Origin of the sequence: Mycolicibacterium sp. ND9-15 (genome assembly GCF_035918395.1) — a bacterium.
Taxonomy (GTDB): domain Bacteria; phylum Actinomycetota; class Actinomycetes; order Mycobacteriales; family Mycobacteriaceae; genus Mycobacterium.
Window position 1 is genome coordinate 2,771,207 of sequence record NZ_CP142362.1, and the last position, 23,084, is coordinate 2,794,290.

Sequence of the window (23,084 nt, forward strand, 5' to 3'; positions counted from 1 at the left end):
TGCCGGCTCTGGTTTCGGTCGCGACTCATGTTGCCATGTGGCGTGCGCTCGAACGATCCCGACCGACGATAGACTGCTTCGATCAATGACAGGGCAGGTCGGGGCGCATCAAAGGGGAAATGTTCACGTGAAGACCAGCGGCCTGTGCCCGAGTCGTCTCGCCGCGACCATTGCCGTCTGCGCAGCAACCCTCATCGCGACGCCCGCCGTCGCGCCAGCCCAAGCGCTGATCCCGCTGGGTGGGGGCTCGGGCCTGGTGGTCAACGGTGAGACGCTGTGCACGCTCACCGCGATCGGCAGCGACTATCGAGGCAAGCTCGTGGGCTTCACCTCGGCACACTGCGGCGGCCCGGGCGCGACAGTCGGTGCCGAGGGCGCCGATGGCGCCGGAGTACTGGGCACGATGGTGGCGGGCAACGACGCGCTCGACTACGCGGTGATCGAGTTCGATCCGCAAAAGGTGCGTCCGGTCAACAACGTCGATGGCTTTGAGATCGACGGACTGGGTCCCGATCCGGTCGCCGGCGACATCGCGTGCAAACTCGGCCGTACCACCGGTTACTCGTGCGGCGTGACCTGGGGGCCGGGGCAGGAGCCGGGCACCATTGTCAACCAGGTGTGCGGTCAGCCCGGCGACTCGGGCGCGCCGGTCACCGTCAACAACCGCCTGGTCGGCATGATCCACGGGGCGTTCTCGGAGACTTTGCCGACGTGCGTCATCAAGTACATCCCGCTGCACACCCCAGCGGTGACCATGTCGTTCAACACGCAGCTTGCCGACATTGCCGCCAAGCAACGCGCGGGGACGGGGTTCGTCCCCGTCGGTGCGGTCACTTGATTTCTCCTCGCGCGCGGGGTGGGCACTAACGGGTTGATAGCGCGCACCAGGGTGCGAGCAATCAAACCGTTACGGCGGCAACCGTGGCCACCGCGCGCCGGCTAGCGAGCGGCCGACCGCCTACTTACTGGCCCGGATCGCCTCGAACACGCTGGGGTCCACCAGCGTTGACGTGTCCCCGAGCTCGCGACCCTCGGCGACATCACGCAGCAGCCGCCGCATGATCTTGCCGCTGCGGGTCTTGGGAAGCTCGGGCACCACGTGAATCTCCCTGGGCCGGGCGATTTTTCCGATCTCCTTGGCGACCTGTTCGCGCAGTTCCTGCACCATGTCGTCGCTGTCCTTGGCGTGCGCCTCGAGGATGACGAACGCACAGATGCCCTGGCCGGTGGTCTCGTCGCTGGCCCCGACGACCGCGGCCTCGGCGACGTGGGAGTGACCGACCAGCGCCGACTCGACCTCCGCGGTCGAGATGCGGTGTCCGGACACGTTCATCACGTCATCGATGCGGCCGAGCACCCAGATGTCGCCGTCGGCGTCGATCCTGGCCCCGTCGCCGGCGAAATACCAGCCCTGCTTTTCGAACCGCTTCCAATACGTGTCCTTGTAACGTTCCGGGTCCTTCCAGATGCCGCGCAGCATCGCCGGCCACGGCTGGTCCAGCACGAGGTAGCCGGTGACGGGCTCGTCACCTTCGGCGGCGGGCGCCAGTTCCTTGCCCTCGTCGTCGACGATCTTGGCCGTGATGCCCGGCAGTGGCGCCATCGCCGCACCCGGCTTGGCCGCCGTCGCGCCGGGCAGCGGGGAGATCATGATCGCCCCGGTCTCGGTCTGCCACCAGGTGTCGACGACCGGCGTCCGGTCGCCGCCGATCACCTTGCGGTACCACCGCCAAGCCTCCGGGTTGATCGGTTCGCCGACCGACCCCAGGAGGCGCAAGCTGGACAGGTCGTGGGCATCGGGGATGTCGCGGCCCCACTTCATGAAGGTCCGGATCAGCGTCGGTGCCGTGTAATAGGTTGTCACGCCGTATTTTTCGATGATCTCGAAGTGACGGTGCTCGCTCGGGCAGTTGGGCGTGCCCTCGTACACCACCTGGGTGCACCCGTTGGAGAGCGGGCCGAACACGATGTAGCTGTGCCCGGTGACCCAGCCGATGTCGGCGGTGCACCAGTACACGTCGGTTTCCGGCTTCGCGTCGAACACGTAGTAGTGGGTGTAGGACGACTGGGTGAGGAAGCCGCCGGAGGTGTGCACGATGCCCTTGGGCTTGCCGGTGGTGCCCGAGGTGTACAGCAGGAACAGCGGATGCTCGGAATCGAACGCCTCGGGAGTGTGTTCGGCGGAGGCGTCGTCGACGATCTCGTGCCACCACACGTCACGGCCCTCGGTCCACGGCACGTCGATACCGGTGCGCGCCACCACCAAGACGTGCTCGACGGAGGCTTGGCCCTTCACCGCTTCGTCGGCGCCTTCTTTCAACGGCACCGCTTCACCGCGGCGGTACTGCCCGTCGGTGGTGATGACCAACTTGGCTTCGGCGTCCTCGATGCGGGCCGCCAGCGCCGAGGAGGAGAATCCGGCGAACACCACGCTGTGCAACACCCCGAGACGCGCGCACGCCAGCATCGCGATAATTGCCTCGGGGATCATCGGCATGTAGATGGCGGCCCGGTCACCCGTACGCAGCCCGAGTTCGGTCAGCGCGTTGGCGGCCTTGCAGACCTCGTCTTTGAGTTGGGCATAGGTCATTGCGTGTGAGTCGCCGACCGGTTCGCCCTCCCAGTACAGGGCCACCCGGTCACCGTGGCCCGCTTCGACGTGCCGGTCCACGCAGTTGTAGGCGACGTTGAGCTTGCCACCGACAAACCACTTGGCGACCGGAGGTTCCGACCAGTCGAGCACCTCGGTGAAAGGCGTCTCCCACGACAGCCGGTTGGCCTGTTCCGCCCAGAACGCCAACCGGTCCTTCTCGGCCTGGCGGTACAGATCCTCGGTCGCGTTGGCGTGCTCGGCGAACTCCGGGGACGGGGGATAAACGGACGGTCCGTGAGCGTGCTGCGCCGATGTCTCTGTCATATCTGTGAGGGTAGTCACCTTGTCGGCGGCGCACATTGGCATGTCGCAGACCGATCCCTCCGCGGCTGCAGCGTGATGGCTGACGGATCGACGGTGGGCTAGCGTGTGCTGCCGTGACCGGTAGCTTCGCGAAGGACGCGTTGGCGCCGCTGGCGGAACTGCCCGGCGTCGCCGAGGCGGCGCAGGAGGCGCGCGAGGCGTTGGGCCGCGCGCACCGCCATCGCACCAATCTCCGTGGCTGGCCGAAGAACGCCGCCGAGGCCGCGTTGCGGGCCGCGCGCGCGTCGTCGGTGCTGGACGGCGGCTCGCTGCAGCTGTCCGACGACGGTACGCCGGATCCGGTGCTGGCCGGCGCGCTGCGGGTGTCCGAAGCGCTGGAAGGCGGAGCGACGACCCTGGTCGGTGTGTGGCAGCGAGCCCCGCTGCAGGCGATGGCGAGGCTGCACGCGTTGGCGGCCGCGGATATCACCGACGACGAGCGATTGGGCCGTCCGCGCACCGACGCCGAGGTCGGTACTCGGCTGGCCTTGTTGGCCGACATCGTCACGGGAGGAACCAGGGTGCCAGCACCGGTGCTGGCGGCCGTCGTGCACGGTGAACTTCTCACTCTCGCGCCGTTCGGAGTCGCCGACGGTGTGGTGGCCCGTGCGGCGTCCCGGTTGGTGACGATCACCACCGGACTCGATCCGCACGGCCTCGGCGTGCCGGAGGTCTACTGGATGCGCCAGTCGGGCGATTACGACGCTGCGGCGCGGGGCTTTTCGTCCGGGACCGCCGACGGCCTCACGGCGTGGATCCTGCTGAGTTGCCGCGCCCTGCACGCGGGGGCCCGCGAGGCGCTGTCGATCGCGCAGGCGGCGTCGTCGTCCTGACCCATCGCTGGCGCCAGTAACGCGAAGCGGGCGACGGCCCGAACAGGGTTCGGCTCGTCGCCCGCTAACACGGACACCGGTTACCAAGCGTGCTCTCATGGGCTGCGTGGGTGGCCTCGGCGTCTTGTCGATGCGCTTCGGCTGCAACCCCACCCAAGGGGCCGCCGTGGCCGTCCGCTCTTCGCAAATACGCAGGCCCGCAACACTTTTGCCTATTCCGCGGCATGTGCTCCGCGTGGGTGCCGGGATCCGTGCTGGGGAGCCTGAAGCGGGAGATCCGAGCCTTCTCTTCCGGCTCGGTCTTGGCCTCTCCAAGCTTCCGTGGTTCCTTTGTACCCCGTGACCGCGGTCACATCAAGGCCCAAATTCGCCACTAGGCCGGATTGTTACGCGCGCGGTGGCCACCGGGGGAAGCATCGCCTAGAAAGCGAAGCGCCGCAGCAGTGAATAGGTCAGCGCGCCGGCCGCCAACGCGCTCATGCCGACCGCAACGGTGGTGGCCATGGCGGCACCCGAGGGCGCCGAGATTCGGTCCCGTAGAGACACCGGGTCGGAGAAGTTCAACACGGGCCAACCCCGCGCGGCCGCTTCTTTGCGCAACGTGCGGTCGGGGTTTACCACGCTCGGGTGCCCGACGGTCTCCAGCATCGGCAGATCGGTGATCGAATCTGAGTAGGCGTAGCAGTGCTCGAGCGCGTACCCCTCGCGCGCCGCCAACTCACGGATCGCCGCTGCCTTACCCTCGCCGTAGCAGTAGAAGGCGATCTCCCCGGTGTATTTGCCGTCCTCGACGACCATCCGCGTGGCCATCGCGTGGGTGGCGCCCAACGCGCGGGCGATCGGAGCGACGATCTCCTCGCCGGAAGCCGACACCATCACCACGTCACGGCCGCACAACCTGTGGTCGGCGATCAGCTCCGCCGCCTCGGCGAACACCAACGGGTTCACGATGTCATGGAGTGTCTCGCCGACGATCGACTTCACCTGCTCGACGTCCCACCCCGCGCACATGTTCGTGACGTAGGCGCGCATGCGGTCCATCTGGTCGTGGTCGGCGCCCGACATGAGGAACAGGAATTGGGCGTAGGTCGACTTGAGCACCGCCCGGCGATTCATCAGCCCCTGCTCGAAAAAAGGTTTGCTGAAAGCCAGCGTGCTGGATTTCGCGATGACCGTTTTATCGAGGTCGAAGAATGCGGCCGTGCGGACCGGAATGTCCGTCGGAACACCCGTCGGGGAGGCGTTCGAAGCCTCGGCGGCCGGACCAGATGCACTCACAGCGCCAGCATAGGAGCCGCCGCGTGACAATCGGCGGGCGAGTGTACAAAGTGGCAGGTTATGACACGTGTCGGTGACCCCACACTTCCGCAAATCGGGCCGTCTGCATATGTCATCAGCACTTGCGCTTGGACCGACCGGCGTGTGTATAGTGAGCTTTACCCGGCTTATGTCGGGTGTGCATCAGCCCGACCCCCCGGGGCTGATACACGACGACCTCCGCCTCCTCCCCCCCTGGCGGGGGTCGTCCCTTTTTCACGCGCTTTCGCATTCCGGATATTTGAATCCATTTCCCTTTGGTAGCGGAACGCTGTTTTCGTTTTTCGGTTCTCGAACGTCTATCCCCATTACCGAGTTCATCCACAGATTGCGCCCGGGCCGGTAGCGTCGCCGCACCGCAGGGCACAGGCTACAAACCATGGCTTCGTTACGTGGGTACCTCGCCTTGGTCGCGGACCCGGCGCTGCGCGATGACGTGGACCGGGTGTGCGCGGCGGCAGGTGCGCCGGTGGTTCACGCGTCGGAGCCGTCCAGCCGCAAAGTGTGGACCGATGCGTCTGCAGTCGTCCTCGACACAACCGCCGCTGAACGCTGCGCGGCACGCGCGTTTCCGCGGCGGGCCCGGGTCGTGCTCGTGAGTCGCGACAGCCCCGGTGCCGCTGACTGGCAGGCGGCGATCGCCGTCGGCGCTCAGCGCGTCATCACCTTGCCCGCCCAGGACGGTGACTTGATGGCCGAGCTGGCCGAGGCCGCCGAGACCGTGCACGAGCAGGGGAACCGCGGTGCGGTGGCCGCCGTCATCGCCGGCCGGGGCGGCGCCGGGGCGTCGGTGTTCGCGACGGCGTTGGCGCGCGTCGCAACCGATGCGCTCCTGATCGATGCCGACCCGTGGAGCGGCGGCATCGACCTGGCCGTCGGTGGTGAACACGAATCCGGCCTGCGCTGGCCCGATTTGGAGCTGCGGGGCGGTCGGCTGAGTTACGAAGCGCTGCGCGAGGCGCTGCCGCGTGTGCACGATGTCAGCGTGTTGTCCGGCGGCCGTGGGGGCGGCGACGTCGACGCCGCGCCACTGGGTGCGGTGATCGACGCGGGCAGCCGCGGCGGCGCGACCGTGGTGTGCGATGTGCCGAGGCGATCGACCGGAGTGGCCGAAACCGCGCTGGCAGCAGCGGATCTCGTCGTTGTGCTGACTTCGGCCGACGTGCGGGCGTGCGCCGCGACGGGTGTGGTCGCGCGGTGGGTGTCGACGGTCAACCCGAACTCGGGCGTGGTGGTCCGCGGTCCGGCGCCGGGCGGGCTGCGGTCGGCGGAGGTGGCCGAAATCGTCGGGCTGCCACTGCTGGCGGCGATGCGTCCGCAACCCGGTGTGGCGGGTGCCCTCGAGCGCGGCGGCCTGCGGGTCCCGCGACGGTCACCACTCGGACGGGCAGCGCGAAAGGTGCTCGCAGTGCTGCAGCAGCGTCCGGCGGTCGGCGCCGCATGAGTGACTCGTTGATCGACCGGGTCCGCGAGCGCCTCGCCGCGGAGGCCGCACCGCTGCGGCCGACGGTTGTGGCCGCAGCGATCCGCGCGGAGTCCGGCGGCTTGCTCGGTGACAGTGAGGTGCTCAGCGGGCTGCGTTTGCTCGAGACCGAGTTGACCGGTGCGGGGCTGCTCGACCCGCTGCTGTCCGCCGCCGGCGTCACCGACGTTCTCGTCACAGCACCGGATGCGGTGTGGGTCGACGATGGTAACGGACTGCGCCGCAGCGGGATCCGATTTCCCGATGAGGAATCCGTGCGCAGGCTCGCGCAGCGATTGGCGCTGACCGCCGGACGGCGCCTCGATGAGGCGCAGCCCTGGGTCGACGGCCAGTTGACCGGTCTTGGCGCTGGCCAGTTCACGGTTCGCCTACACGCGGTGCTGCCGCCGATCGCTTCCGCGGGAACATGTTTGTCGTTGCGGGTGCTGCGCCCCGCCACCCAGGACCTGGCGTCACTGACCGCGGCCGGCGCCATCGAACCGGCCGCCGCCGCCCTGCTCGACGACGTCGTGCGCGCACGGCTCGCCTTCCTGATCTCCGGCGGCACCGGCGCGGGCAAGACCACCTTGCTGGCCGCTGTCCTTGGTGCCGTCCCCGCAACCGAACGGATCATCTGTGTCGAGGACGCATCCGAACTCGCTCCCGCGCATCCGCATCTGGTGAAACTCGTCGCGCGCTGCGCCAACGTCGAAGGCGCCGGCGAGGTCACCGTGCGCGACCTGGTCAGACAGGCATTACGGATGAGACCGGACCGCATTGTCGTCGGTGAGGTTCGCGGCGCCGAAGTGGTCGACCTGCTCGGCGCCCTCAACACCGGTCACGACGGCGGCGCGGGAACCGTGCACGCCAACAGTCCCGGTGAGGTGCCCGCCCGCCTGGAAGCGCTCGCCGCGCTCGGTGGGCTCGACCGAGCCGCGTTGCACAGCCAGCTTGCGGCCGCGGTGCAGGTGGTGATTCACGTTGCCCGCGATCGTGCGGGCATTCGCAGGCTCAGTGAGATCGCGATCCTGGCAACCGAAGACGACGGCGGGGTCCGCGTCTCGACCGTCTGGCGCCTCGGGCACGGTTTCGGTTGCGGTGCTGAGCGACTGCGTGCTCTCGTCCGGCAGCGGGACGGCTTGTGAGTGTCGCAGGACTGGCCCTGGCGCTGGCGCTTGTGATCGCACCGAGCCCGCGGCGGCGGTGGGTCCAGGTCGCTGGCGGGTCTCACCGGCCGATGCGGGTCCCGGTCGCAGCATGGCTGGTGCTCGGCCTTCTGGCCCTGATGGTCGTGGCCCCGTCGGGTGCGGTGGTGGCCGGCGCGATCGCCGCGCTCACCGCGGAGGCCCGCAGACGCCGCCGGTGCAGGCAGCGGCACCGGGCCGCGGAAGCGGCCGCACTGGAAGGCGCGCTGGACATCCTCGTCGGGGAGTTGCGGATCGGCGCCCACCCGGTGGCCGCGTTCGATGCCGCGGCAGCGGAGGTCGACGGCGCGGTCGCGGCGTCCCTGCGGACGGTCGCGGCCCGGGCGCGGATGGGCGCCGATGTGGCAGCCGGGCTTCGAAGTGTGGCCGTGCGATCAGCGCTGCCCGCACACTGGCAACGGCTCGCCCTCTGTTGGCAGCTGGCCCAGTCCCACGGCCTCGCCATCTCGACACTGATGCACACCGCCCAACGGGACATCGTTGCGCGGGAACGTTTCTCGGCTCAGGTGACCGCCGGAATGGCTGGTGCGCGTACCACCGCCACGGTGCTCGCCGCGCTGCCACTGCTCGGGGTCGGACTGGGTGAACTGATCGGCGCCCAGCCGCTACGCTTTCTGTTCTCAGGCGGTCAGTGGCTGCTGGTCGCCGGTGTGACGCTGACGTGTCTCGGTCTGGCGTGGTCGGACCGGATCACCGGCGGGGTGGTCGAATGACACTCGCGGCGATGCTTCTCGCCGCTGCCGTGATGGTCGGCGGTCCGCCTTCTCGGGCGTATTTCCGGGTCACTCCCCGCACGGTCCCGGGACCACCGAAAGGGGTCCGGCAGCGCGACCCCCTGGCGTTCGCGTCGACGCTCGATGTGCTGGCCTCCTGCCTACGGTCGGGCATGGCGGTGTCTACCGCCGCGGCGGTCGCCGCGCCGTCGGCGCCGCCACAGCTGGCCCGGTCGTTGTGCCGGGCAGCGGATCTGCTCGTGCTGGGCGCGGACCCTTCGACCGCCTGGGCGCACCCAGCCCACGGAGACCGCCACGTCGAGACATTGCTGCGGCTGGCGCGCCGGTCGGCATCCTCCGGAACAGCGCTGGCGCAGGGCGTCATCGAACTGGCGGCCCGATCGCGTGACGATGCCGCGGATTCGGCCCGCGCCTCGGCCGAACGCGCGTCGGTCTTGATTGCCGGCCCCCTGGGCGTGTGTTACCTGCCGGCGTTCTTGTGCCTGGGCATCGTTCCGGTGGTCGCCGGGCTGGCAGGCGACGTGCTGCGGTCCGGAATTCTGTGAAAGATGGGGAGGGGAAAAATGAAGGTGCACAACACACTTCAGGTACTGCAAGCGAGGCTGATGCTGCTGATCACCGACGACGACGGCATGTCGACCGTCGAGTACGCGATCGGCACGATCGCGGCGGCCGCGTTCGGCGCGATCCTGTACACGGTGGTCACCGGCGACTCGATCGTCAGCGCGCTGACCAACATCATCACCCGCGCGCTGAGCACCAACGCCTAGGTGCGGAGGCCGGATTTGCGACGGTGGAGGCGGCGTTCGCGCTCGCCGGCCTTGTCGCGGTGCTCATCGTGTGCGTGGCCGTGCTCACCGCGGTGTCGATGCACATCCGATGCGTCGACGCCGCACGAGAAGCCGCTCGCCTTGCGGCGCGCGGTGACGACGGTGCGGCCGTCGCACGCCACGTCGCGCCCGACGGCGCGGCCGTGGGGGTGCAGCGCGACGGCGGGTTGGTGGTGGCGACGGTCAGCGCGCGGTCGGTGCTGTTGCCGGGCATCACTGTCGAAGCGCGTGCGGTGGCCGCCGTGGAGCCCGGCGCGCGGTGAGGACGGTTCGGCCACGTTGGTGGGCGTCGCGACGATGGCGGTGCTGGTGGCGCTCACCGTCGGCGCGGTGTACGTCGGTTCGGCGGTGATCGGGCGACACCGCGCACAGGCGGCCGCCGATCTGGCCGCGCTGGCGGCCGCGAACGCGGTGCCCGACGGTTCGGCGGCGGCGTGCAGCCATGCGACCGTGATCGCGCAGGCCATGAATGCGGCGGTTACCGGCTGTTTGGTGGACCAGTTGGATGCCGTCGTGGCCGTGGAGGTCCCGGTGGCAGTGGGCCGGCTAGCGGTGGGCCCGGCGCGCGCCATCGCGCGGGCAGGTCCGGTCGCTGCGGCTCAGTAGTGGCACGGCTCGGCGCTGCGATATTGCAGTAGCTCGTTACTGGGCTCACCGAAGCAAACCGGAGTGACGATTTCCGTCACGGAACCGGGCACCGACGGTCGGGGTGGCGTTCTCGCATCAGACCGACGGAGGTGAAGCGATGGGCAGCACACAAACCGCCGCTCGGGTGGGCGCCTGTGATTGGGGCCCGACTCGAGGACCGGCCAGACGCCTGAGCACCTGGACGATGACCCGCGAGGCCATCACTGTCGGATTCGATGACGCCGACGGCTTCCTGGATCGGACATGCGGCAACGACTTCACCCGATTCCGTTGCGGTGGCCGCCGGTTCGTTTCCATCAGCCATCCCGACTACGTGGATCACGTGCTGTATGAGGCTCGGGCCAACTACGTCAAATCCATCGAATATGAGCCCATCCGGACCCTCGCAGGGGTCAATCTGGTCACCGACGAGGGCGACTCGTGGGCAGCCCACCGTCGGGCGTTGAGTCCGACCTTTGCGCGGCGTCACCTCGACGCCATCGTCGACCTGATGATCGATCCGATCATCGGCGTCGCCGACGGCTTGCCAACGGGCGCACAGTTCGACATGCACGATGTGATGGTCGAGACCACCCTCCGGGTCGTCGCCAATACCCTCTTCAGCCAGGACTTCGGCCCGTTGCTGCACACCATGCACGACCTTGCGACGCGCGGCCTGCAACATGCAGAACACCTGGCACGACTCGGGTTGTGCGGTCTGATGCCGCGACCGGTCTATGAAGTGCTGCGCTGGTTGGCGCACTCGGGAGTGCCCTTTCCGCCGCCGCTGCGGGGTGTGCAGAACCACGCCCTGGCTCTTGGCCGTGCGATCGACGCATTGATTGATGAGCGAAAGGCGCATCCGACCGAGTCCGCTGACCTGCTCAACGTGTTGCTGCGCGCCGACGAGGGTACGTGGTCACGCCAGCGGATCCTCGACGAAGCCATGACGTTCATGCTCGCGGGAAACGAAACGACTGCGAATACCTCGTCCTGGTTCTGGTATCTGATGACATTGCACACCGGGGCTCGTGACCGGATGCTCACCGAGATCGATGATGTGTTGGGTGCCCACCGTCCAGGCGCGGACGACCTGCACAGGTTGCCGTGGACCATCGCGTGCATACAGGAGGCGCAGCGCTACTTCCCCGCGGTGTGGGGAATCATCGCTCGGCGTGCTGTAGCGGACGACGTCATCGGTGGGCACCACATTCGGCGTGGCACCACGATCTTCATCCAGATCAACCACATCCACCATGACCCGCGTTGGTGGCCCGATCCGGAAACCTTCGATCCCGGCAGGTTTTTGACCAAGAACAAAGACCTTCCGCGTTCGGCGTTTCTCCCGTTCGGCGGAGGCCGGCGCATCTGCATCGGGCAGAGTTTCGCATTCATGGAAATGGCCTTGATCGCCGCAATCATGAGTCAGCGCTTCACGTTCGAGTTGGCCTCTGGTCCTCCGTCCCAGAGCAAGGCAGGAATCACCAGACGGCCGAAGGACGGCATTCAACTGGTTGCGCGCAGCCGATCCTGATCACCGCGCGTTGCCACGATCGAACGCGCGGGCCGCTGCAGCCAGTGGGGCGCCCACCAATTCGCACGTCCCATCAACTTCATCCGCAGGCATCAGAATTGCTCGAATGAGTGTGGCGTCGAGCGCTATCGCCAACGTCAACCCGACGCCCAGCGACTTGATGAATGAGACCTGGGAGGTGGCCATCGCGATGAACACGATCGACATGATCAGCGCAGCCGCGGTGACGATCGGACCCACGCGCTGCAGCCCGGACATCACCGCAAGGTCGGTGACCCCGTGTAGCCGGTACTCCTCGCTGATTCGGGACAACAGGAAGACCTCGTAGTCCATCGACAGCCCGAACACCACGCAGATGACGACAATCGGCGTCGCGGTAGGCAGCGTCCCGGTGACGGTGAAATCTCCGACCAGCCACTGCAGGTGGCCCTCCTGGAAGATGAACACCATAGCGCCCAGAGTCGCCGATAGGCTGACGATGTTGAGCACCAGAGCTTTCAGCGGCAGGACGACACTTCGGGTGAAGGTGAACTGCACGACGAACATCGCCACCGCGATCAAGGCCGCGGCCGACGGAACCGTCTCGAACAGAGCATCTTTGGTGTCGAAGTTCTCCGCAGCCAAACCGCCGACCGCCACGGCACCCGGAGCTGGGGTTGCGCGAACGTCATCGAGCAGACGGTGGGCCGCATCACTGCCCTGATCGACATCCGGGAGCACCGCGAGATAAGCACCCTCGGCGACGGCCATCGGCTTCGACCAGCAGAACATCAGGATCCGCCGGACGGCGCAGGATATCGACGTTCTCGATGCGTTCCTCCGGTAACCGCCGCATTCATGGCCTGCGCGATCACGGTCGCATGGCTGCACGCCGCCGCCGAACCGTCGGGCACCGCGTTCGCGGCCGCCAACGCGGCCAGATCGGCGGCCGCCTGTGCCCGGTGTCGCCCGATCACCGCCGAACCGACATACACCGCGCCGACGGTGAGCGCCACCAGCACCGCCATCGTCGCGACGCCCACCAACGTGGCCGAACCGTCCTCACCGCGCGCCGGGCTCCACGGCGGCCACCGCACGCGCTTCGACAGTGATGCCCGGCAACAGCACCGACCGCGCGCGGTAGCCTGCGCGGGTCCGGCGGGTCCGCCGGGCTAGGACTCGGACTCGTTGGGCCGGCGCAGCGTGGCCAGCGCCACATACACGTCATCGTCGAGTTCGACCCGGTTCACTGTCACGTGCACCGGCGCCCACTCACTGTCGCCGATCCCGGTCATCCTCAGTACACCGGTGGCCGACCCGGTCGCGAATTCGCTTGCCATCCTCTCCATCTCGCGGCGGTCCGCCGGATGCACCGCGTGCTCGCCCGCCAAGCTGACCCGCCAGTCGAAGAATGGCGCGGGATCGTCGAGCCACTTCAGCAGGGTCCAATTCGTCGGGTCCACCAGTGCGCGGTGCACACCTGGCTGGGCCAGCCCGTTGAGGATTCGCTGCGCGAGGTGGTCCTGCGGTGGCACCTCCGGGTCCGGTTCGCTGCGCCAGTTCATCGCCCGGCACAGCAGCCGATCCGGGCCGTCGCCGTCGGATTCGAGCACCGTACGCGTGACAAAGCCGACAGTGATCGGCTCACCGCGGTAGTCGTTGACGTCCCAGGTACTGCAGAAGATCGTGCCCGGCTCGCGTTTGATCGCCATCGTCAACACCTTGGCTTCGCTCGGGTTGAGCTCGCGCATCGGCAGATCGTCGGCGAAGGTGCGGTTCTGCATGGCCTCCCGCTGCGGATCCCAGCCGCTGTTGAGCAAAGATTCCTCGGTGGCTGTGGCGGTTCCGGTGTTGAGATCCCACATCAGTGGTCCGGGCAGCGGCCGCTCCGGAGGTTCCATGTCGGGCGGTCCGATCCAGACATGTACCCCGTGTATCCGGCCGTCGGTCATCTGCACGACCTCCGTGCGAATGACTCGGTCGTTCTTCGGTGTGATGCTGCTCAGGCCCTGTCGCGCGCGCACGGTCTCGCCGATCGCGGTCTGGACCGCCATCAAGTGGGGATTGCGTCGCAGGAACGCACTGATCGGAATCAAGTTCTTGGTTCGATGACCTTGCGCGACCACGAGGGGCTCGTTGCCCAGCGTCTCCACGAGCACCCAGTCGTGGATCATGGTTGACACTTTACCGGTGGGCAGTTGGCATCGTCCTTCACCTCGAGGATCCCGAAATCTCGCGGAGCACCAGGCGCAGCACCCGCACCGCACCTTGCTTGTCCAGTGGGTCGTTTCCGTTGCCGCATTTGGGCGACTGCACACACGACGGGCAACCCGCAGGGCATTCGCACGCCTCGATCGCGTCGGCCGTCGCCGCCCACCACGTGGCAAGCCCCTGGAAGCCGCGGTCGGCGAAACCGGCCCCGCCGGGATATCCGTCGTAGACGAAAATCGTCGGCAACCCCTGTACCGGACCGACCGCAGTCGAGACTCCGCCGATGTCGCCACGATCGCAGCTGGCGACCAGCGGCAGGAGCCCGATGGCCGCGTGTTCTGCGGCGTGCAGGGCCCCAGGCACTCGAAGCAGTTCGAGACCGTTGTGCTGCAACGCCTCTGGGGTGATCGTGCACATCACCGCGGTGGTGTCCAGCGTGCGGGTGGGCATCTCGAGTTCGACGAAGTCGATCACCTCGCCCGTCAGGCGTCGGCGCAGATAACCAATCACCGTATTGGTCACCGATACCGGTACGAGTCCAACGGTGACCGGGCCGAAGGTCTTTCGCTCGCCCTGTCCGGTGACCGAGATGTCGGTCACCTCTCGGGCGGAGGTGGTGTAGCCCGGATCGTCCGCATGCACGAACGCCACGCCGTCCTCGAAGTCGAGCGAGTCGACGACGTAGGTCTCGCCTTGATGCAGGTATACGGCACCGGGATGCACCGAGGCGGGTGCCTGGCCCGCGCCGGTGCTGCCCAGCATCCGCCCGGTACCGGCTTCCAGGATCGCGATCTGGCCGCCCCACGACCCGCGGATATCGACGGCCGGATGCGGATCCGTGCCGGGGGTGGGGAAGTAGCCGTTGGCCCGTCGGCGCAACAATCCGTCGTCGACGAGCGCATCCGCCACCGCTTCGGCGTTCCACATCCGGACCTCCGCGTCGGTCAGCGGAAGTTCGGCTGCGGCGCAGAGAATCTGCGGCCCAAGCACATACGGGTTCGTCGGATCGATCACGACGCGTTCGATGGGCTTGTCCAGCAGCGCGGCCGGATGGTGTACCAGGTAGGTGTCGAGCGGATCGTCGCGGGCGATCAACACGATCAGTGCCCCCTGCCCGCGTCGGCCGGACCGGCCGGCCTGTTGCCAGAACGACGTCACAGTGCCCGGAAACCCGGCGAGGACAACGGCGTCCAGGCCCGCGATGTCGACACCCAACTCCAACGCGTTCGTGGTTGCCAGCCCCCGTAAGTCACCATCGGCCAGCGCGCGTTCGAGAGCGCGGCGGTCCTCGGAGAGGTAACCGGCGCGATAGGACGCCACCCGATCGGCCAGATCCGGCGCCCGGTCCTGTAAACGCGCTCGCGCACCGAGCGCTGTCAGTTCGGCGCCGCGGCGGGACCGCACGAACGTAAGCATCCGGGCCCCCTCCGCGACCAGGTCGGCCATCACGCTCGCCGCCTCAGCGCCTGCCGAACGTCTTACCGGTGCCCCGTTTTCACCGACGACGTCCTCGAGCAGGGGTGGCTCCCACAGCGCCACGGTACGGGCACCCTGCGGCGACCCGTCTTCAGTCACCTCGACGACGGATTGCCCGATCAGTTCCGAAGCCGTCTCTGCCGGCGCGGCCGTCGTCGCGCTGGCGAAGATCACGGTGGGCACGTTGCCGGTGGCCGAGTATCTCGCACACAGGCGCAGCAGCCGGCGCAGCACCATCGCCACGTTCGAGCCAAAAATGCCGCGATAGTAGTGGCATTCGTCGACAACCAGATAGCGCAGGTTCCGCAGGAACACCGCCCAGCGGGCGTGGTTGCGAAGCAGCGACAGGTGGATCATGTCGGGATTGGAGAAGATCCACCGTGACCGTTCGCGGGCGAAGCGCCGCACGTCGCTGGGACTGTCGCCGTCGTAGGCGCACGGCGCGACGTCGGGTAAGCCGACAGCCTCGGTGAGCGCCACCGCAGTTCGGAGTTGGTCGTGGCCGAGCGCCTTGGTCGGCGACAGGTAGAGCACGCGGGTTCGCGGGTCCGCCTTCAGATCTGTCAATATCGGCAGTTGGTAGGCCAGCGACTTGCCCGACGCCGTTCCGGTGCACAGCACCACGTGGCGACCATCGTGGGCGAGCTCCGCCGCGGCAAGCTGATGTGACCACGGTGCCTCGATGCCCCGATCAACAAACGCCCGCACCACATCTGGGTCGGCCCAGCACGGCCAGCCCCGCGGCCGGCCCTGGCGCGGCGGAATATCTGCGACGTGGCGCAGCGGATTCTGCCCGCCCCGCCCCGTGCCTTCGACCGCGCACGCGAGTAGCTCGCGGCCGAAATCAGCCATCGATCGTCCTCTCCGAGACCCGTCTTTAGGTGAATTGTTCCCCACTTGTAACGCCGAGACTGTTGCCGCAGCGAGGAACGTGATTGACTTACCGCGGTCGCAGCTTCTGTGTTCGTGTACTAGCACTCGCAGGATCGACGTTGCGATCGCGGTTCCTGCGAGGGTTGTAGGTCGGGTCGAGTTCCGAGCTTCCACGAAGGAGAGCGGTCGGAACGGGCCCGGTGTACCGAAAGACGGTGGACCGCACCCGGTGAATAAGAGAAGGAAACAACAGGAAATGCCACAGGGAACTGTGAAGTGGTTCAACGCGGAGAAGGGCTTCGGCTTCATCGCCCCGGAGGACGGCTCCGCCGACGTTTTCGTCCACTACACGGAGATTCAGGGCAGCGGCTTCCGCACCCTGGAGGAGAACCAGAAGGTCGAGTTCGAGGTTGGCCAGAGCCCCAAGGGGCCGCAGGCCACTGGTGTTCGGGCCGTCTAGAGCGACCAACACAAACCAAAGGCAACACCCCGCGCGCATCCGAGACCGGGCGCCGCGGGGTGTTCGCTATTCCGGCGCGCTGCGGCACGGCCGACACGGTAGATAGGGAGACCTGGCTTACTGTCGATTTGTGAGCCAGCTGTCGTTCTTCTCGGCGGAGTCGGTGCCCCCCGCGGTCGCCGACCTCACCGGGCTGCTCGCCGCACCTGGCCAGGTGGTTCTGGTGGGTTCGGGCTCGCAGCAGGGGGCGCGGCTGTCGGTCGTCGTCGATGCGCTGTGGCGGGCCGAGGCGCTCGCCCAGATGATCGTCGAGGCCGGTCTGCAGCCGGAGATCGCACGTACGGACGAAAACACCCCGCTGGTGCGCACCGCGGTCGACCCCCGGCTGGTCGGTATCGCGACCGATTGGACCCGCGGTGCGGTCAAGACCGTCCCACCGCAGTGGCTGCCCGGGCCACGGGAGCTTCGGGCCTGGACGTTGGCGGCGGGCACGCCGGAGGCGGACCGGTATCTGCTCGGTCTGGACCCGCACGCGCCGGACACGCATTCGCCGCTCGCGTCGGCCATGATGCGGGTGGGGATCGCGCCGACGTTGATCGGTACTCGCGGGTCGCGCCCAGCGCTGCGGATCAGCGGTCGTCGTCGGCTATCACGCCTGGTAGAGAACGTGGGGGAACCTCCGGGCAACGCGGAGGCGTTTCAGCAGTGGCCGCGGATCTGACGGCCGTATAGAGGGGGGCCAGTTTGCGTCGGGTGGCGCGGGGTGCGAAATTGTCACATGCCGACAGGGTCGAGGGCCCCGCCGCGGGGGTATCTCGACAACGTCGGCAGCGCAAGAAGTGGAGCTGAGTACAGGTGGCAGACGGAGACCGCGCCAGCAGCGGTCGCAACGGTAGCGTGCGGCGGCTCGTCATTGTCGAGTCGCCTACCAAGGCGCGCAAGATAGCCGGTTACCTCGGCTCCAGCTACATCGTCGAGTCCTCCCGGGGGCACATCCGTGACCTGCCGCGCAACGCCGCCGACGTGCCCGCGAAGTACAAGTCGGAGCCATGGGCCCGCCTCGGGGTGGACGTGGAGAACAACTTCGAGCCGCTCTACATCATCAGCCCCGAGAAGAAGAGCACCGTCGCCGAACTGAAGGGCCTGCTCAAGGACGTCGACGAGCTGTATCTGGCGACGGACGGCGACCGCGAGGGCGAGGCCATCGCCTGGCACCTGCTCGAGACGCTCAAGCCGCGTGTCCCGGTCAAGCGGATGGTGTTCCACGAGATCACCGAACCGGCCATCAGGGCCGCCGCCGAGGATCCCCGCGACCTGGACAGCGACCTGGTCGATGCCCAGGAGACCCGCCGCATCATGGACCGGCTCTATGGCTACGAGGTCAGCCCGGTGCTGTGGAAGAAGGTCGCGCCGAAGTTGTCGGCCGGGCGGGTGCAGTCGGTCGCGACGCGGATCATCGTGCAGCGCGAACGCGAGCGGATGGCGTTCCGCAGCGCGGGTTACTGGGACGTCACCGCCGAGCTCGACGCCGGCGTGTCCGACCCACAGGCGTCCCCGCCCACCTTCACCGCGAAGCTGAACACCGTCGACGGGCGGCGAGTGGCCACCGGACGCGATTTCGACTCGCTGGGTCAGGTCCGCAAGCCCGATGAGGTCCTGGTACTCGACGAGGTCGGCGCTACCGCGCTGGCGAATGGTCTGCGCGGGGCGCAGTTGGCGGTCAGGTCCGTCGAGCAGAAGCCCTACACCCGCAGGCCCTACGCGCCGTTCATGACCTCGACGCTGCAACAGGAGGCGGGCCGCAAGCTGCGGTTCTCTTCCGAGCGCACGATGAGCGTCGCGCAGCGGCTCTACGAGAACGGCTACATCACCTATATGCGTACCGACTCGACGACGTTGTCGGCGAGCGCTGTCGAAGCGGCCCGCAACCAGGCCCGTCAGCTCTACGGCGAGGAGTACCTGCACCCGTCGCCGCGGCAGTACACGCGCAAGGTGAAGAACGCGCAGGAGGCGCACGAGGCGATCCGCCCCGCGGGGGACGTGTTCTCCACGCCGGGCCAGCTGCACGGCCAGCTCGACACCGACGAGTTCCGGCTCTACGAGCTGATCTGGCAGCGCACTGTGGCCTCGCAGATGGCCGATGCGCGCGGTACGACGCTGAGCCTTCGCATCGGCGGGACGTCGCGTGACGGCCAGCAGGTGATCTTCAGTGCGTCCGGCCGCACGATCACGTTCGCCGGCTTCCTGAAGGCCTACGTCGAGAGCATCGACGATCAAGCCGGCGGCGAGGCCGACGACGCCGAGAGCCGACTGCCCAACCTCACCGAGGGCCAGCGCGTCGACGCCAAGGAGCTCACGGCCGACGGGCACACCACGACGCCGCCCGCCCGCTACACCGAGGCCTCGCTGATCAAGGCGCTCGAGGATCTCGGCATCGGCCGGCCGTCGACGTACTCGTCGATCATCAAGACCATTCAGGACCGCGGTTACGTGATGAAGCGCGGCAGTGCGCTGGTGCCGTCCTGGGTGGCGTTCGCCGTCATCGGACTGCTCGAACAGCACTTCAGCCGGCTCGTCGACTACGGGTTCACCGCGGCGATGGAAGACGAGCTCGACCAGATTGCCGCAGGTAACGAGCGACGGACCAACTGGCTCAACAACTTCTACTTCGGTGGTGCTCACGGAGTCGAGGATTCGATCGCGCGATCGGGCGGGCTGAAGAAGCTCGTCGGGGTCAACCTCGAGGAGATCGACGCCCGAGAAGTCAACTCCATCAAGCTTTTCGACGATGAACAGGGCCGCCCGATCTATGTGCGGGTGGGCAAGAACGGCGCGTACCTGGAGCGGATGGTCGCTGGAGACGACGGTGAGCCGGCCCCGCAGCGAGCCAACCTCAAAGACGAGCTCACCCCGGACGAGCTGACACTGGACCTCGCCGAAAAGCTGTTCGCCACACCGCAAGAGGGCCGATCGCTGGGTGTCGACCCGGCGACCGGACACGAGATCGTCGCCAAGGATGGACGTTACGGGCCCTACGTCACCGAGGTGTTGCCCGAGCCTCCCGATGAGGGTGACGCGGGGTCGACGGCGAAGAAGGGCAAAAAGCCGACCGGCCCGAAGCCGCGGACCGGTTCGCTGCTGCGGACGATGGATTTGGAATCGGTGACGCTCGAGGACGCGTTGCGGTTGCTGTCTTTGCCACGTGTCGTCGGCGTCGACCCGAACACGGGCGAGGAGATCACCGCGCAGAACGGTCGCTACGGCCCGTACCTGAAGCGCGGCACGGACTCTCGGTCGTTGGCCACCGAAGAGCAGATGTTCGACATCACGCTCGACGAGGCGCTGAAGATCTATGCGGAGCCCAAACGCCGAGGCGGCCAACGGGCCGCGGCGCCTCCGCTGCGCGAGTTGGGCAACGACCCGGCCACGGGCAAGCCGATGGTGATCAAGGATGGCCGGTTCGGCCCCTATGTCACCGACGGGGAGACCAACGCCAGCCTGCGCAAGGGTGACGACGTGTTGTCGATCACCGACGAGCGCGCCGCCGAACTGCTCGCCGATCGACGGGCGCGCGGTCCGGTGAAGCGGACGAAGAAGGCGACCAAGAAGAAGGCGCCCGCGAAGAAGGCCGCCAAGAAGAGCTAGCCCGCGAACGTGCGGTTGTGCTCGAAATCAGCGCGATTCTTCGGACACGACTTCACGTTCGGCGCCGGCCGCCGCATCCGGTGAGAGCAAATTCAGCGGCCGCGCCAACTGCGTCGGGGCCGCTCGCCCGCGAAGTTCGACGACCTCACCGACGTCCCAGCAGAGCGCTTCGGCGTCGAGGGCCCCGCTGACCGCGATCGCGGAGGCCAGGACGTGTCCCTCTTCCAGCTTGGCCAGTTCGGTGAGCCGGGCCGCCTCGTTGACCGGATCACCGATCACCGTGTACTCGAACCGGGCCTGCGCGCCGATGTGCCCGGCGATCGCCCGGCCAGAGGAGACCCCGATGCCGAACTCCGTCTGGCCCAGCACCTCGATCAGCTCGTCATGCAGTTCGCGTGAGGCGGCGAGCGCGCCGCCGCAGGCGTCGGGATGTTCGATCGGCGCGCCGAAGATGGCCAGCGCCGCGTCGCCCTGGAACTTGTTGACGAATCCGCCGTGCCGGTTGACCGTGTCGACCACGACGCGGAAGAAGTCGTTGAGCAGGTTGACGACCTCTGCGGCGGGGATGGTCGCCGCAAGCTGCGTCGAGCCGACCAGATCGACGAACAGCACCGCGACGTCGCGTTCCTGACCGCCCAGTTCGGTACCGCGCTCCAGCGCGCGCCGCGCCACGTCCTCCCCGACGTAGCGGCCGAACAGGTCGCGCAGCCGCTGCCGTTCGGCCAGGTCGCGCACCATGTCGTTGAATCCGGCCTGCAGCAGGCCCAGCTCGCTGGCGTCGTAGATCTGCATGTGGGCGTTGTAATTGCCCCGCTGCACCTCGCCGAGCGCCCAGCGCAGCTGGCGCAGCGGGTCGGCGATCGACATCGCCACCAGCACGGTACCGGCCAGCCCGACCACCAGCGCGGAGATCGCGAGGATCAGGATCGGCGTGGTGAGGCGGTCGGCGGGCGCGGTCAGGACCCCGAACTTGCTGGCCACCAATGCCAGCACGATCGCGATGATCGGAACCGCAGTCGACAGCACCCAGGTCATCACCTGTCGCGCCACCACGCCGGGCGCGCGGAAGTTCTCCGGAACCCCACCGCGCAGGGCGGCCACGGCGACGGGACGCAGCACCCGCTCGGACTGCAGGTAACCGATGATCGCGGTCGCGGTGGCACCCAGCCCGGTGGCGACCGCGACCACCGGCGCCGACTTACTGGCGACCGGCCAGCTGGCGACGATGAACACCACCGAGCCCAACAGCCAGTTCACGACGTTGATCACCGACCGGTAGAACGGCATCTTCAGCGCGCGGGTGCGCGCGACCTCGGTGTCGGCCGGATCCCGGTCGCCGAGCAGCATGTCGCGGCGCTGCCACCGCATGACCGGGATCAGCAGCCGCAGGCTCCAGTACGCCGCGACGGTGAAGGAGACGAACAGGAAGCCGAGGAAGACCGCCAAGTTGAAGGCGGGCAGATCCTGCAGCTGAATCCGGTCCTCGGGGGGCAGCCCGAACCTCAGGAAGCTCAGGACGAGCAGGGCGCCGATGATGTCGGCCTGCACCATGCCCAGCGTGAACACCGGCCATGGGGTGCGCGCGGCCCATCGGACGAATGCGCTGATTCGCCCGATCGGTCGATCCTGAATGGCCACGCGTCAACCGTATCGGGCATCGGGGACGGCTACGGGTGCTGTGAGACGGACGTGTCGGTTCGCAGCACTACTGTTATCTGCGATGGGCGGTGTTTTCTCGCGTCTGGTGGGCCAGCAGGCTATTGAGGCCGAGTTGGTGGCTGCGGCGCGCGCCGCGCGCGGTGAGGCGGCTCACACCGACGGGATAACCGGGACCATGACACACGCGTGGCTCATCACGGGGCCGCCGGGTTCGGGCCGATCGGTGGCGGCGCTGTGCTTCGCGGCGGCGCTGCAGTGCACCGCCCCGGGTGTGCCGGGCTGTGGCGAATGCCGGGCCTGTACCACGACGATGGCCGGTACCCACGCCGACGTGCGACGGATCATCCCCGAGGGTTTGTCGATCGGCGTCGACGAGATGCGCGCCATCGTGCAGATCGCGTCGCGGCGGCCAGGTACCGGACGGTGGCAGATCGTGCTGATCGAGGACGCCGATCGGCTGACCGAGGGGGCGGCGAACGCGCTGCTCAAGGTCGTCGAGGAGCCGCCGCCGTCGACGGTGTTCCTGCTGTGCGCGCCGTCGGTGGACCCGGAAGACATCGCGATCACGCTGCGCTCCCGCTGTCGGCATGTGGCGTTGGTGACGCCGAGCGTGGAGGCGATCGCGGGCATGCTGATCGACAGCGACGGACTCGCGGACGACGTTGCGCAGTGGGCGGCATCGGTCAGCGGCGGCCATGTCGGCAGGGCTCGACGGCTGGCCACCGACGAAGCGGCCCGGGAACGCCGGAAGCGGGCGTTGGGTCTGGCGCGCGACGCGGCGACGCCGTCGCGGGCCTACGCCGCGGCCGAGGAGTTGGTGAAGACGGCCGAGGACGAGGCCCTGGCACTGACGGTGGACCGCAATGAGGCCGAGACAGAGGAACTGCGCACCGCACTGGGCGCCGGTGGCACCGGAAAGGGGACGGCCGGCTCGCTGCGTGGCGCGGCGGGGGCGCTGAATGCCCTTGAGCGACGGCAGAAGTCACGCAAGACGCGGGCGTCACGCGACTCCCTCGACCGGGCCCTGATCGATCTGGCGACGTACTTCCGCGACGCGCTGCTGGTGTCGTCCGGCGCGAGCAGCGTCCAGCACAACCACCCCGATATGGGAGACGAGGTTGCCAAGCTGGCCGCGCATGCATCGCCGGACAAGCTGCTGCGCTGCATCGAAGCGGTGCTGGAGTGTCGGGAGGCGCTCGCGGTCAACGTCAAGCCGAAGTTCGCGGTCGACGCGATGGTCGCGACGGTCGGGCAGGCCTTGCGCGACTGAGTTGGGTCCGCGG

21 protein-coding genes are annotated in these 23,084 nt (G+C 67.9%); 14 read left to right on the plus strand and 7 right to left on the minus strand.

All coding sequences use genetic code 11. The features are described from left to right. Positions 1-127: 127 nt before the first annotated feature. The gene (locus QGN32_RS13570) at positions 128-838 is read left to right on the plus strand and encodes a S1 family peptidase (protein ID WP_442791699.1); all 711 of its coding nucleotides are present in this window, start codon (positions 128-130) and stop codon (positions 836-838) included. Between the two features lie 120 nt (positions 839-958). Here the strand turns inward: QGN32_RS13570 and acs are convergent, their stop codons facing one another. Next, a complete protein-coding gene (acs, locus tag QGN32_RS13575) occupies positions 959-2,917 on the minus strand; it encodes an acetate--CoA ligase (protein ID WP_326544905.1) in 1,959 nt (652 codons plus the stop codon). Between the two features lie 113 nt (positions 2,918-3,030). On the opposite strand from acs, the gene QGN32_RS13580 reads away from it, so the two are divergent. Further along, positions 3,031-3,789, plus strand: coding sequence for a Fic family protein (locus QGN32_RS13580; RefSeq protein WP_326544906.1), 759 nt, complete (start codon positions 3,031-3,033; stop codon positions 3,787-3,789). Positions 3,790-4,209: 420 nt separating this feature from the next. Here the strand turns inward: QGN32_RS13580 and QGN32_RS13585 are convergent, their stop codons facing one another. Continuing rightward, entirely contained in the window at positions 4,210-5,067 is an 858-nt protein-coding gene (locus tag QGN32_RS13585; protein WP_442791700.1) for an HAD-IB family hydrolase, read from the minus strand. A gap of 418 nt (positions 5,068-5,485) precedes the next feature. Here QGN32_RS13585 and ssd point away from each other — a divergent pair, with 418 nt between their 5' ends. The 8 genes from ssd to QGN32_RS13625 all read left to right on the plus strand — a co-directional run bounded on the left by ssd (position 5,486) and on the right by QGN32_RS13625 (position 11,498). Beyond that, positions 5,486-6,550: a septum site-determining protein Ssd gene (ssd, locus tag QGN32_RS13590; RefSeq protein ID WP_326544907.1), complete on the plus strand. Its 1,065-nt coding sequence runs from the start codon at positions 5,486-5,488 to the stop codon at positions 6,548-6,550. Next, complete coding sequence (locus QGN32_RS13595) at positions 6,547-7,713, plus strand: TadA family conjugal transfer-associated ATPase (protein ID WP_326544908.1); 1,167 nt, start codon at positions 6,547-6,549, stop codon at positions 7,711-7,713. Before ssd ends, QGN32_RS13595 begins: the two co-directional genes overlap by 4 nt. Continuing rightward, positions 7,710-8,486, plus strand: a complete 777-nt coding sequence (locus tag QGN32_RS13600; protein ID WP_326544909.1) for a type II secretion system F family protein — start codon at positions 7,710-7,712, stop codon at positions 8,484-8,486. The genes QGN32_RS13595 and QGN32_RS13600 overlap by 4 nt, the downstream gene beginning before the upstream one ends. Continuing rightward, positions 8,483-9,052, plus strand: coding sequence for a type II secretion system F family protein (locus QGN32_RS13605; RefSeq protein ID WP_326544910.1), 570 nt, complete (start codon positions 8,483-8,485; stop codon positions 9,050-9,052). The genes QGN32_RS13600 and QGN32_RS13605 overlap by 4 nt, the downstream gene beginning before the upstream one ends. A gap of 3 nt (positions 9,053-9,055) precedes the next feature. Next, positions 9,056-9,277 (plus strand): DUF4244 domain-containing protein, encoded by a 222-nt coding sequence (locus tag QGN32_RS13610; RefSeq protein ID WP_442791701.1) that lies wholly within the window; start codon positions 9,056-9,058, stop codon positions 9,275-9,277. A 23-nt stretch (positions 9,278-9,300) separates the two neighbouring features. Then, complete coding sequence (locus tag QGN32_RS13615) at positions 9,301-9,600, plus strand: TadE family type IV pilus minor pilin (protein WP_326544911.1); 300 nt, start codon at positions 9,301-9,303, stop codon at positions 9,598-9,600. After that, the gene (locus QGN32_RS13620) at positions 9,566-9,943 is read left to right on the plus strand and encodes an Rv3654c family TadE-like protein (protein WP_326544912.1); all 378 of its coding nucleotides are present in this window, start codon (positions 9,566-9,568) and stop codon (positions 9,941-9,943) included. Before QGN32_RS13615 ends, QGN32_RS13620 begins: the two co-directional genes overlap by 35 nt. Positions 9,944-10,082: 139 nt before the next feature. Then, positions 10,083-11,498 carry a cytochrome P450 gene (locus tag QGN32_RS13625; RefSeq protein WP_326544913.1) on the plus strand — a complete coding sequence of 472 codons (1,416 nt, stop codon included), beginning with the start codon at positions 10,083-10,085 and terminating at the stop codon, positions 11,496-11,498. Here QGN32_RS13625 and QGN32_RS13630 read toward each other — a convergent pair whose 3' ends face one another. The 4 genes from QGN32_RS13630 to QGN32_RS13645 form a co-directional block, all read right to left on the minus strand. Continuing rightward, the gene (locus QGN32_RS13630; protein ID WP_326544914.1) at positions 11,499-12,269 is read right to left on the minus strand and encodes an MMPL family transporter; all 771 of its coding nucleotides are present in this window, start codon (positions 12,267-12,269) and stop codon (positions 11,499-11,501) included. Continuing rightward, positions 12,269-12,574 (minus strand): Rv3654c family TadE-like protein, encoded by a 306-nt coding sequence (locus QGN32_RS13635; RefSeq protein ID WP_326544915.1) that lies wholly within the window; start codon positions 12,572-12,574, stop codon positions 12,269-12,271. Before QGN32_RS13635 ends, QGN32_RS13630 begins: the two co-directional genes overlap by 1 nt. Before the next feature lie 75 nt (positions 12,575-12,649). After that, a complete protein-coding gene (locus QGN32_RS13640; RefSeq protein WP_326544916.1) occupies positions 12,650-13,651 on the minus strand; it encodes a PAS domain-containing protein in 1,002 nt (333 codons plus the stop codon). A 37-nt stretch (positions 13,652-13,688) separates the two neighbouring features. Further along, complete coding sequence (locus QGN32_RS13645) at positions 13,689-16,016, minus strand: DEAD/DEAH box helicase (protein WP_326544917.1); 2,328 nt, start codon at positions 16,014-16,016, stop codon at positions 13,689-13,691. A 277-nt stretch (positions 16,017-16,293) separates the two neighbouring features. Here QGN32_RS13645 and QGN32_RS13650 point away from each other — a divergent pair, with 277 nt between their 5' ends. The 3 genes from QGN32_RS13650 (at position 16,294) to topA (ending at position 20,142) form a co-directional block, all read left to right on the plus strand. After that, complete coding sequence (locus tag QGN32_RS13650) at positions 16,294-16,497, plus strand: cold-shock protein (protein ID WP_006243848.1); 204 nt, start codon at positions 16,294-16,296, stop codon at positions 16,495-16,497. 130 nt (positions 16,498-16,627) lie between these two features. After that, a complete protein-coding gene (locus QGN32_RS13655; protein WP_326544918.1) occupies positions 16,628-17,218 on the plus strand; it encodes a hypothetical protein in 591 nt (196 codons plus the stop codon). 134 nt (positions 17,219-17,352) lie between these two features. Next, the gene (gene topA, locus QGN32_RS13660) at positions 17,353-20,142 is read left to right on the plus strand and encodes a type I DNA topoisomerase (RefSeq protein WP_326544919.1); all 2,790 of its coding nucleotides are present in this window, start codon (positions 17,353-17,355) and stop codon (positions 20,140-20,142) included. A 27-nt stretch (positions 20,143-20,169) separates the two neighbouring features. On the opposite strand, the gene QGN32_RS13665 is transcribed toward topA, so the two are convergent. Next, entirely contained in the window at positions 20,170-21,774 is a 1,605-nt protein-coding gene (locus QGN32_RS13665; RefSeq protein ID WP_442791840.1) for an adenylate/guanylate cyclase domain-containing protein, read from the minus strand. 88 nt (positions 21,775-21,862) lie between these two features. On the opposite strand from QGN32_RS13665, the gene QGN32_RS13670 reads away from it, so the two are divergent. Next, the gene (locus tag QGN32_RS13670; protein WP_326544921.1) at positions 21,863-23,071 is read left to right on the plus strand and encodes a DNA polymerase III subunit delta'; all 1,209 of its coding nucleotides are present in this window, start codon (positions 21,863-21,865) and stop codon (positions 23,069-23,071) included. Positions 23,072-23,084 lie beyond the last annotated feature (13 nt).

Coding starts and splice junctions, on each gene's coding strand:
- acs (WP_326544905.1), bottom strand. CDS start 2,917: ATGACAGAGACATCGGCGCAGCACGCTCACGGACCGTCCGTTTATCCC.
- ssd (WP_326544907.1), top strand. CDS start 5,486: ATGGCTTCGTTACGTGGGTACCTCGCCTTGGTCGCGGACCCGGCGCTG.
- QGN32_RS13595 (WP_326544908.1), top strand. CDS start 6,547: ATGAGTGACTCGTTGATCGACCGGGTCCGCGAGCGCCTCGCCGCGGAG.
- QGN32_RS13605 (WP_326544910.1), top strand. CDS start 8,483: ATGACACTCGCGGCGATGCTTCTCGCCGCTGCCGTGATGGTCGGCGGT.
- QGN32_RS13610 (WP_442791701.1), top strand. CDS start 9,056: ATGGGGAGGGGAAAAATGAAGGTGCACAACACACTTCAGGTACTGCAA.
- QGN32_RS13625 (WP_326544913.1), top strand. CDS start 10,083: ATGGGCAGCACACAAACCGCCGCTCGGGTGGGCGCCTGTGATTGGGGC.
- QGN32_RS13630 (WP_326544914.1), bottom strand. CDS start 12,269: ATGTTCTGCTGGTCGAAGCCGATGGCCGTCGCCGAGGGTGCTTATCTC.
- QGN32_RS13640 (WP_326544916.1), bottom strand. CDS start 13,651: ATGATCCACGACTGGGTGCTCGTGGAGACGCTGGGCAACGAGCCCCTC.
- QGN32_RS13645 (WP_326544917.1), bottom strand. CDS start 16,016: ATGGCTGATTTCGGCCGCGAGCTACTCGCGTGCGCGGTCGAAGGCACG.
- QGN32_RS13650 (WP_006243848.1), top strand. CDS start 16,294: ATGCCACAGGGAACTGTGAAGTGGTTCAACGCGGAGAAGGGCTTCGGC.
- QGN32_RS13670 (WP_326544921.1), top strand. CDS start 21,863: ATGGGCGGTGTTTTCTCGCGTCTGGTGGGCCAGCAGGCTATTGAGGCC.